Source organism: Corallococcus llansteffanensis (assembly GCF_003612055.1).
Lineage (GTDB): Bacteria > Myxococcota > Myxococcia > Myxococcales > Myxococcaceae > Corallococcus > Corallococcus llansteffanensis.
This window is the reverse complement of record NZ_RAWB01000028.1, coordinates 26,396-35,128: the sequence shown is the minus strand read 5'-3', so window position 1 is coordinate 35,128 and position 8,733 is coordinate 26,396. Positions and strand designations below refer to the sequence as shown.

Below are 8,733 nucleotides of genomic sequence, written 5' to 3'. Positions count from 1 at the left end.
GCATCGGGGGCATGACTACCTTCAACGCATCACCCCTGGAGGGCGCCATGACCGTGGCCTGCACCACCAATTTCTCCGAGGCCTCCGGGCGTGCGTGTGAGGCGGCGGGCCTCCTCGCCAAGCGGATGCAGGTCCCGTTGTGTCTGATCCACGTGATGCCTGGGACCGTGATGCGCACCTTCGGGCAGACCGGCTTGGAGGCCGTCCAGACCGCGCTCCAGGAAGAAGGCCGGAGGCTGGAGGAGCTGTGCGGCATGGCCGTGGAGCGCCTCCTCCTGACGGGGGAGCCGGAGAGGGCCCTGGCCGAGCTCGTGACGAAGCGCGACTTCCAACTGGTGGTGGCCGCCGCGCCGCCCGCGGAGACGCCCTTCCTGGGCCTGGGAGGCACGGTCGACCGGATGGCCCAGGAGCTGAAGATGCCCTTCCTCGTGGTCCGGGGAGGCTCGGCCCTGACGGCGTGGGCGCGTGGCGAGCAACCCCTGCGGGTGATGCTGGGGGTGGATCGCTCTCGGCCGTCCGAGGTCGCGCGGGACCAGGTGAAGAGGCTGGCGAAGCTCGGGCCGCTGGACGTGGTGGGCGGCCGGGTCTTCTGGGTGTCCGAGGAGGCGGAGCGCATGGGGCTGGTGCATCCGCACAGCTACAAGGACGTGTCCCCCGAGCTGCGCGACGCGCTGGAGCGGGAGGTGTCCGCGATGCTGGAGCCGCTGCGCTCGGAAGGCGTGACGGTCCGCACGCGACTGGAGCCGGGGCTGGGCCGCGTCGCGGATCACCTGGTCGCGCTGGCCGCCGAGGAGCAGGTGGACCTGCTGGTCGTGGGCACGCACCACCGCAAGGCGCTCGCCCGGCTGTGGAGCGTGTCGCAGCACGCCCGGCGACTGGCCACCATGTCGGTGCTGAGCGTGCCGGTGCTCGCGGTCGAGCGGGGCCTGGAGGCGGAGCTGCCCCGGGTGCGCGCGGTGCTCGCGACCACGGACTTCCTGGAGCCGGGGGACCGCGCCATCGCCTATGCCTTCGCGCTGACGCCGCCCGGGGGCACGGTGCACCTGCTGCACGTCGAGCCCGCGAAGGCCACGCCCGAACAGCTCCAGGCGGCGCGGCGGCAGTTGGAGCAGCGCGTGCCCCGCGCGGAGCAGGACGGGGACCACAAGGTGGAGCTGTCGGTGCTCACCGGGGATGACGTCGCGGGCGTCATCACCCAGGCCGCCGAACGGTATGGCGTGGACCTGCTCTGCCTGGGCACGCACGGCCGCGGCGGCGTCAGCCGGGTGGTGCTGGGCTCGGTGGCGCAGCAGGTGATGGCGCGCAGCGACCGGCCCGCCGTGACGGTGCGCATGCCCCGCGCGTGAAAGAGCGTGAAAGAGAGAGAAGAGGAGCAGTCCATGCGAGCCACCGTGTTCCGAGGCATCAACCAGGTGGGTGTGGAGGAGGTCGAACGCCCAAAGGCAGGGGCGGGCGAGGCCGTCATCCGCGTCACGCTCACCACCATCTGCGGCACCGACGTGCACATCGTCCGGGGCGAGTACCCGGTGAAGCCGGGCCTCACCGTGGGCCACGAGATGGTGGGCGTCATCGACGAATTGGGCCCGGGCGTCACCGGCTACCAGGAGGGAGAGCGCGTGCTGGTGGGGGCCATCACGCCGTGCGGCCAGTGCCGGGGCTGCCTCTCCGGCCACCTGTCCCAGTGCGGCCATGGCTCCGGCCTGGAGGCCTCGGGCGGCTGGCGCCTGGGCAACACGATGAACGGCGCGCAGGCCGAGTACGTGTGCGTGCCCTTCGCGCAGGCCAACCTGGCCCCCATCCCGGAGGGGCTGACGGATGAGCAGGTGCTGCTGCTGGCGGACATCGCCTCCACCGGCTTCAGCGGCGCGGAGTCCGGCGGCGTGCGCATTGGCGACGCGGTGGTGGTGTTCGCCCAGGGGCCCGTCGGGCTGTGCGCCTCCGTGGGCGCGCGGCTGATGGGCGCCTCGCTCGTCATCGGCGTGGACGGAGACGAGTCGCGCCTCGCCATGGCGCGCAAGCTGGGCGTGGACGTGGCGCTCGACTTCCGCCAGCAGGATGTCGTGGCGGAGGTGAAGCGGCTCACCGGGGGCGGCGTGGACGTGGCCATCGAGGCGCTGGGAACGCAGCAGACCTTCGAGAGCGCCCTGCGCACCCTGAACCCCGGCGGCACGCTCTCCAGCCTGGGCGTGTACTCCGGCAAGCTACAGCTGCCCTACGACGCCTTCGCCGCGGGCCTGGGCGACCACCGCATCGTCACCACGCTCTGCCCGGGTGGCAAGGAGCGGATGCGCAGGCTCATGGAGGTGGTGCGCGCGAAGCGCGTGGACCTCACGCCGCTCTTCACGCACCGCTTCGCGCTCCAGGACATCCGCGACGCCTACGAACTCTTCAGCCAGCGCAAGGACGGCGTCTTCAAGGTCGCGATCCGTCCGTGACCGTGGAGCGCCTCCGGCCGTCCTGTTTCCCACCCCGGCCGGAATATGCGCGGGGACCGGCGTAATCACCTCCGATGGCGGCATTTTCCGCTCGATTGCTTCCGGGTGATTCCATGGCGCGTTCCTTGTTTCGTCTTCCGCGGCTGCTTCCGCTCCTGGCCACCTCCCTGCTGGCGGCCTGTGGCGGCGGCGAGGACGATCCCGGTGACGGCACCGGGCCCGACGGCACCTGCGTGCGGAACATCTCCGGCAACCTGGGCAGCACGACGAGCTGGGCCCCCGGTGACGAGCGCTGCGTCTACGCGGTGACGGGCGTCGTGGAGGTGAGCGGCGCGCTGACGCTCGCCCCCGGAACGGTGGTCCGCTTCGGGCCCAACGCGGGGCTGCTCGTCACGGCGACGGGTTCGCTCAACGCGGTGGGCACGGAGGCCCTGCCCATCACCTTCACCTCGACGACGGCCGCGCCGGGCTTCTGGAAGGGGCTCGCGTTCAAGTCCAACAACCCCGCCAACGTGCTGGAGCACGTGGTCATCTCCTACGCGGGCAACGAGGAGCCCTTCTGCTGTGACTTCTTCTACGGCCCCGGAGGCAGCTTGGACGCGCGGGCCGCCGTGCTGGTGGGCTCCCTGCAGGACTCCGTCAGCCAGGTGCGCATCGCGCACACGACGGTGGAGAAGAGCGGCACGCAGGGCCTCTTCGCCTTCAACAAGGCGCGGCTGCCGGGCTTCACGCAGAATGTGTTCCGGGGCAACCTGGGCGCGCCCGTCACCGTGAGCATGTCCATCGTGGGCGCGCTGGACACGGCGAGCATCTACTCCGGCAACAGCGCGACCAGCCCCGCGGCCAACGGCGACAACGTCGTCCACGTCCTGGGCGCACCGGTCGCGGACTCCGGAGCGACCCAGACGATGCGCAGGCTGGACGTGCCCTACGGCATCTCCACCGGCCTGCCGGACACCACCGTCTCCTACACCGGCGCGCTCACCATCGAGCCGGGTACGCGGCTCCAGTTCGAAGCGCAGTCCGGCCTCCGCATCGAAGGCAACGGCACGCTGGTGGCGCGGGGCACGGCGGCGGACCGCATCGTCTTCACGGGCAGGACGGAGACGCCGGGCTACTGGAAGGGCCTCTCCTTCCGCTCCGCGGGCGGCAACAGCGTCATCGCCTTCGCCGAGGTGCGGCACGGCGGCTCGGACGCCTTCTGCTGCGACTACTTCACGAGCGACGGGGACATCATCGCCAACATCTCCGTGGGCGGCGGCGTGAGCTCCTCGGGCCTGGGCCGGCTCCAGCTCACCGACACCGTCATCTCACAGAGCCCCGCGTATGGCGTCTACGTCTTCAAGACGGCCACCTTCAGCGAGAGCGGCAACACGTACAGCAACAACGCCCAGAACCTGGGCCGCGAAATCTGAAGCGGTGCCTCCAACACCGCTTCAGCCGCCGCGCACCGGCCCGGAAGGCCGGCGCGCGGCGGTCGGAAGCACCTGTCTTTCCGGGGGTTGCGTCTCCACACAGGCCCCGCGCAGGCTCCCGGTTCATGAGCGACTCCCCCGCCCCCCACCCTGCTCCGAAGACCGCCGACCTCTGTGATGCCCATGCGGGCACCGCGCACTTCCAGATCGCCGAGCCCGGCTTCGGGGACTACGGCGGCCGCCGCGACTTCTCCGGTCCCATCAGCACCGTGCGGGCCCCCGAGGACAACTCGCTCGTGCGCAAGGCCCTGGAGGAAGCCGGCCGGGGCCGCGTGCTGGTGGTGGATGGCGGTGGCAGCCGCCGCTGCGCGCTGGTGGGGGATCAGCTCGCCGCGCTCGCGCAGAGGAACGGCTGGGCGGGCGTGGTGGTGAACGGCTGCATCCGCGACGCGGAGGAGGTGGGCCGCACCGCCCTGGGCGTGAAGGCCCTGGGCACCCACCCGCTCAAGAGCGGCAAGCGCAACGAGGGCCAGCGCGACGTGGAGGTGCGCTTCGCGGGGGTGAACTTCATCCCGGGCCACCACCTCTACGCGGACGCGGATGGCATCGTCACGTCGGAGCAGCCGCTGCGCTGAGGCGGTCCGCCCGGGAGGCTCATCCCACCGCGAGGGCCCGGGGCACCGTGGCTTCGAGCGCGGCGTGGAGGCGGGAGGCGGCGTCGCCGACTTCCTTCCGCCAGGCCATCCGCCACGGTCGCCGCAGCGCCCCTGACGCCAGCCGCTTCGTGACGAGGTCGCCCTTCGCGAGATGCGGGGTGGTGATCCACTCGGAGATGACCGCGATGCCCAGGCCCGCGCGGGCCACGTCGAGGATGGCCTCGGTGAGCGGCAACTTCTCCACCTTGAGGCGGGGCCGCTCGCGGCCGAACACCTGCGTCATGAACCAGTGCGTCTCCGCCGGGGGCGTCTGTCCCGTGAGGATCGTGCTGCCGCGAATGTCCTCGCGGGTGAGCGCCCTGCGGGATGCCAGCGGGTGCGACGCGGCCATCACGAAGACAATCTCATCCGAGAAGAGCGGCCGCGCTTCCACCCCGATGCGCGGCGGGACGGACGCCGTGGTGATGAGCGCCACGTCCAGCTCCCCCGCCATGAGCGCCTGGACCGGGGCCTGGGTGTGCTCCACCGACAGGGACAGGCCAAGCCCCGGCAGGCTCTTGCGCAGCGTCACCAGCGCGGACGGCAGCCAGTGGTAGGCGGTGTAGCACTCGCACACGAGCCGGAGGCGGACGGACGGCGCCACCGGCGCGCGCACGCGGTGCTCCAGGTCGCCCAGCTCCACCAGGAGCCGGGTCGCGCCCGTCACCAGCTCTTGGCCCGCCACGGTGGGCACCAGCCCGCGAGGCGTGCGCTCGAAGAGGCGTGCTCCCAGCCGCTCCTCGGCCGCGAGCAGCGCGCGGCTCACCGCCGGCTGCGTGAGGTGCAGGACGGCCGCGGCCTTCGCCGTGGTGCCCGCGGAGGCCAGGGCCAGCACCACGCGCAGGTCGCGCACGTCGAGGCGGGTGGCCGGTGGGGAGGCGATGTCTTGCATGCATCGAGTCTATGTCAACGATGCGTTGGACGCATCCCCTTCAGAGATGGAGAGTGCCCTCCGTTGTCGCGAAGACCACCCGCTTCCAGGTCCTGGAGGACCGTCCCATGCAGCTCTACTTCTCCCCCCTCGCCTGCTCCGCCGCGACGCGCATGTGCTTCTACGAGGCCGGCACCGAGGCGACGTACATCGAGGTCGACTCGAAGACGAAGCGCACGCACGACGGGAAGAACTATCTGGAGGTACATCCGCTGGGGCTCGTCCCCGCGCTGCGCACCGACGACGGCGACGTCCTCACGGAGAACGCCGCCATCCTCCAGTACCTGGCCCAGACGCTGCCCCAGGCGGAGCTCGCGCCCACCGACCCCCGGGGCCGCGCGCGGCTCCAGCAGTGGCTGTCCTTCATCGGGACGGAGCTGCACAAGGCGACCTTCTTCCCGCTCCTCGACAAGAAGTCCACCGAGGGCGCCAGGGCCTACGCCCTGGAGAAGAGCACGGCCCGGCTCGCGTACGTGGAGCAGCACCTCACCGGGCGTGAGTTCCTCCTGGAGCGCTTCAGCGTGGCGGACGCGTACCTCGTCACCGTGCTGGGCTGGTGCGTGGCGACCCCCATCGAGCTGAAGAAGTGGCCCGCGCTCAGCGCGTACTTCGCGCGCCTGTCGCAGCGCCCCAGCGTCGCGAAGGCCTTCGCGGAGGAGCGGGTGCTGTACCTGGCCGAGCTCGAGAAGAGCAGGTCGCACCCGTAACGGCCGTGCGTCAGCGCTTCGCTGCGGCCTTGAGGCCCGGCCACACGGAGCGCAGCGTCCCGGCGATGGCTCGCAGCGCCTCCTCCCTGGGGTGTCCGGGACGCCACGCCAGCGCGAGCGTCCGGCCCGGCCCCGGCGGCGCGAAGGGCCGCACCACCAGCTGCCCCTGCCGGTTCTCCATGGACACCGCGAGCTGGGGCAGCAGCGTGACGCTGCCAGACGCCATCACCATCTGCGCCAGCGTCGTCAGGCTGGTGGCGCGGAAGTCCACCTCGCGCGCGCCCACGCGCGTGCACAGCGCCAGCGTCTGGCTGCGGAAGCAGTGCCCGTCCTCCAGCAGCAGCACGTCCTCGTCGTCCAGGTCGCGCAGCCGCACCTGCTTCTTGCGCTCCAGCGGGTGCCCGGGCGGCGCCGCGACGACGAAGGGGTCCTCCGCGATGACCTCGTGCTCCACCGTCCGACCCAGCTCCGCGTCCACCGCCAGGAGCGCCGCGTCCAGCCGGCCCTCATCCAGGTCGCGCATGAGCAGCGCCGTCTTCTCCTCGCGCAGCCGCAGCTTCAGCTTCGGGTAGCGCTTCACCAGCGCGGGCACCACCTCCGGCAGCACATAGGGCGCCACCGTCGGGATGGCCCCCAGGTGCAGCGGGCCCGCGAACGGATCGCCCATGCGGGCCGCCGCCTTCAGGAGGTCCTCCGCTTCCGTGAGCACCCGCCGCGCCCGGGCCACCAGCTCCGTGCCCGCGGGCGTGAGCAGCACCCGGCGCGCGTCCCGCTCGAACAGCTTCACGCCGAGCACCGCTTCGAGCTGTTGGATCTGCGCGCTCAGGGCGGGCTGGGAGACGTGGCACTGCTCGGCCGCCCGCCGGAAGCCCAGCGTGTCCGCCACCGCCACCACGTACTCCAGTTGCCGCAGGGAGATGTCGTTGAGCGAGGCCATGGTCCTCCTGGAACCGATAACCCCTGGCTATCACTTCCATCCAAACGATGTCTTGGCCCAATCAGCGCGGACTCTCTACCTTTCCTCCCGTCGAAGCACCCCGACGTCTTCACGAGGGAGAGAATCCGTGTCCAAGCCCCAGCGCCCCACCCTGACCACCGAAGCCGGAGCCCCGGTCTCCGACAACCAGCACTCGCAGACCGTGGGGCCCAACGGTCCGGTGCTGCTGCAGGACCACCACCTGCTGGAGAAGCTGGCGCGCTTCAACCGCGAGCGCATCCCGGAGCGCGTGGTGCACGCGGTGGGCTCCGGCGCCTACGGCACCTTCGAGGTGACGTCCAAGGACGTGTCCCGCTACACGCGCATGAAGCTCTTCAACACCGTGGGCAAGAAGACGGAGGTGTTCCTGCGCTTCTCCACCGTGGCCGGCTCCAAGGGCGCGCCCGACACCGCGCGCGACCCCCGGGGCTTCGGCGTGCGCTTCTACACGGAGGACGGCAACTGGGACCTCGTGGGCAACAACACGCCCGTGTTCTTCCTGCGCGACGGCATCAAGTTCCCGGACTTCATCCACTCGCAGAAGTACGACCCGTATACGAACTGCCAGGAGCCCGACAACGTCTGGGACTTCTTCTCCTACTCGCCGGAGGCCACGCACCAGTTCACCTGGCTGTTCGGTGACCGGGGCATCCCCGCGACGCTGCGCCACATGGACGGCTTCGGCTCGCACACCTTCCAGTGGGTGAACGCGGAGGGCGGGCGCTTCTGGGTGAAGTTCCACTTCAAGACGGACCAGGGCATCAGCACCCTCACCACGCCGGAGGCGGAGGCGCTGGGCGGCAAGGATCCGCAGCACCACCAGCGCGACCTGTACAAGGCCATCGAGCGCGGCGAGTTCCCCTCGTGGACGCTCAAGGTCCAGGTGATGCCGGAGGCCGCCGCCGCGAACTACCGCTTCAACCCGTTCGACCTCACCAAGGTGTGGCCCTACAAGGACTTCCCCCTGATGGAGGTGGGCAAGCTCACCCTGGACCGCAACCCGGAGAACTTCTTCGCGGAGGTGGAGCAGGCCGCCCTGGACCCCGCGAACTTCGTGCCCGGCATCGGCCCGTCGCCGGACCGGATGCTCCAGGCGCGCCTGTTCGCCTACGGCGACGCGCACCGCTACCGGCTGGGCATCAACAGCACGCAGCTGCCGGTGAACTCGCCGCGCGGCGTGAAGGGCGGCGCGCGCAACTACGGCCGTGACGGCGCCATGCGCTTCGACGGCAACGGCGGGCGCGGCCCCAACTACGAGCCGAACAGCTTCGGCGGCCCCGTGCAGACGGACGAGGCCCCCGGCGTGGGCTACGGGGTCAGCGGCCTGACGGGCACCTACGTCCACGGCAAGCACGCGGAGGACGACGACTTCGTGCAGGCAGGCGCGCTCTACCGCCTGATGCCCGAGGAGGCGAAGCAGCGCCTGGTGGAGAACATTTCAGGCAGCCTCGCCCAGGTGAGCCGCGAGGACATCATCGCCCGCGCCATCGCGCACTTCCGCGCGGCCGACGAGGAGTATGGTTCCCGCATCGCCTCCGCCGTCCAACAACTGCGCCGCGCGCGCTAGCCAGAAG

Annotated in this window: 8 protein-coding genes; 6 read left to right on the top strand and 2 right to left on the bottom strand. The window is 71.1% G+C overall.

The annotated features are described in order from the left end of the window. The 4 genes from D7V93_RS04585 to rraA all read left to right on the top strand — a co-directional run. Nucleotides 1-1,346, top strand: a 1,346-nt coding sequence (locus D7V93_RS04585; RefSeq protein ID WP_341870907.1) for a universal stress protein, incomplete at its 5' end; no start/stop codon positions are given. Between the two features lie 33 nt (nucleotides 1,347-1,379). Continuing rightward, complete coding sequence (locus tag D7V93_RS04580) at nucleotides 1,380-2,435, top strand: zinc-binding dehydrogenase (protein ID WP_120642186.1); 1,056 nt, start codon at nucleotides 1,380-1,382, stop codon at nucleotides 2,433-2,435. Between the two features lie 125 nt (nucleotides 2,436-2,560). Continuing rightward, entirely contained in the window at nucleotides 2,561-3,850 is a 1,290-nt protein-coding gene (locus D7V93_RS04575) for a hypothetical protein (RefSeq protein ID WP_147451041.1), read from the top strand. 125 nt (nucleotides 3,851-3,975) lie between these two features. Continuing rightward, nucleotides 3,976-4,485 carry a ribonuclease E activity regulator RraA gene (gene rraA, locus D7V93_RS04570; protein WP_120642184.1) on the top strand — a complete coding sequence of 170 codons (510 nt, stop codon included), beginning with the start codon at nucleotides 3,976-3,978 and terminating at the stop codon, nucleotides 4,483-4,485. A gap of 19 nt (nucleotides 4,486-4,504) precedes the next feature. On the opposite strand, the gene D7V93_RS04565 is transcribed toward rraA, so the two are convergent. Further along, nucleotides 4,505-5,437 carry a LysR family transcriptional regulator gene (locus D7V93_RS04565; RefSeq protein WP_120642183.1) on the bottom strand — a complete coding sequence of 311 codons (933 nt, stop codon included), beginning with the start codon at nucleotides 5,435-5,437 and terminating at the stop codon, nucleotides 4,505-4,507. Between the two features lie 53 nt (nucleotides 5,438-5,490). Here D7V93_RS04565 and D7V93_RS04560 point away from each other — a divergent pair, with 53 nt between their 5' ends. Further along, nucleotides 5,491-6,183, top strand: coding sequence for a glutathione binding-like protein (locus D7V93_RS04560; RefSeq protein WP_244237105.1), 693 nt, complete (start codon nucleotides 5,491-5,493; stop codon nucleotides 6,181-6,183). Nucleotides 6,184-6,193: 10 nt separating this feature from the next. Here D7V93_RS04560 and D7V93_RS04555 read toward each other — a convergent pair whose 3' ends face one another. Next, nucleotides 6,194-7,120 (bottom strand): LysR substrate-binding domain-containing protein, encoded by a 927-nt coding sequence (locus D7V93_RS04555; protein ID WP_120642182.1) that lies wholly within the window; start codon nucleotides 7,118-7,120, stop codon nucleotides 6,194-6,196. Nucleotides 7,121-7,247: 127 nt separating this feature from the next. On the opposite strand from D7V93_RS04555, the gene D7V93_RS04550 reads away from it, so the two are divergent. Further along, complete coding sequence (locus D7V93_RS04550; protein ID WP_120642181.1) at nucleotides 7,248-8,726, top strand: catalase; 1,479 nt, start codon at nucleotides 7,248-7,250, stop codon at nucleotides 8,724-8,726. Nucleotides 8,727-8,733: the final 7 nt, after the last annotated feature.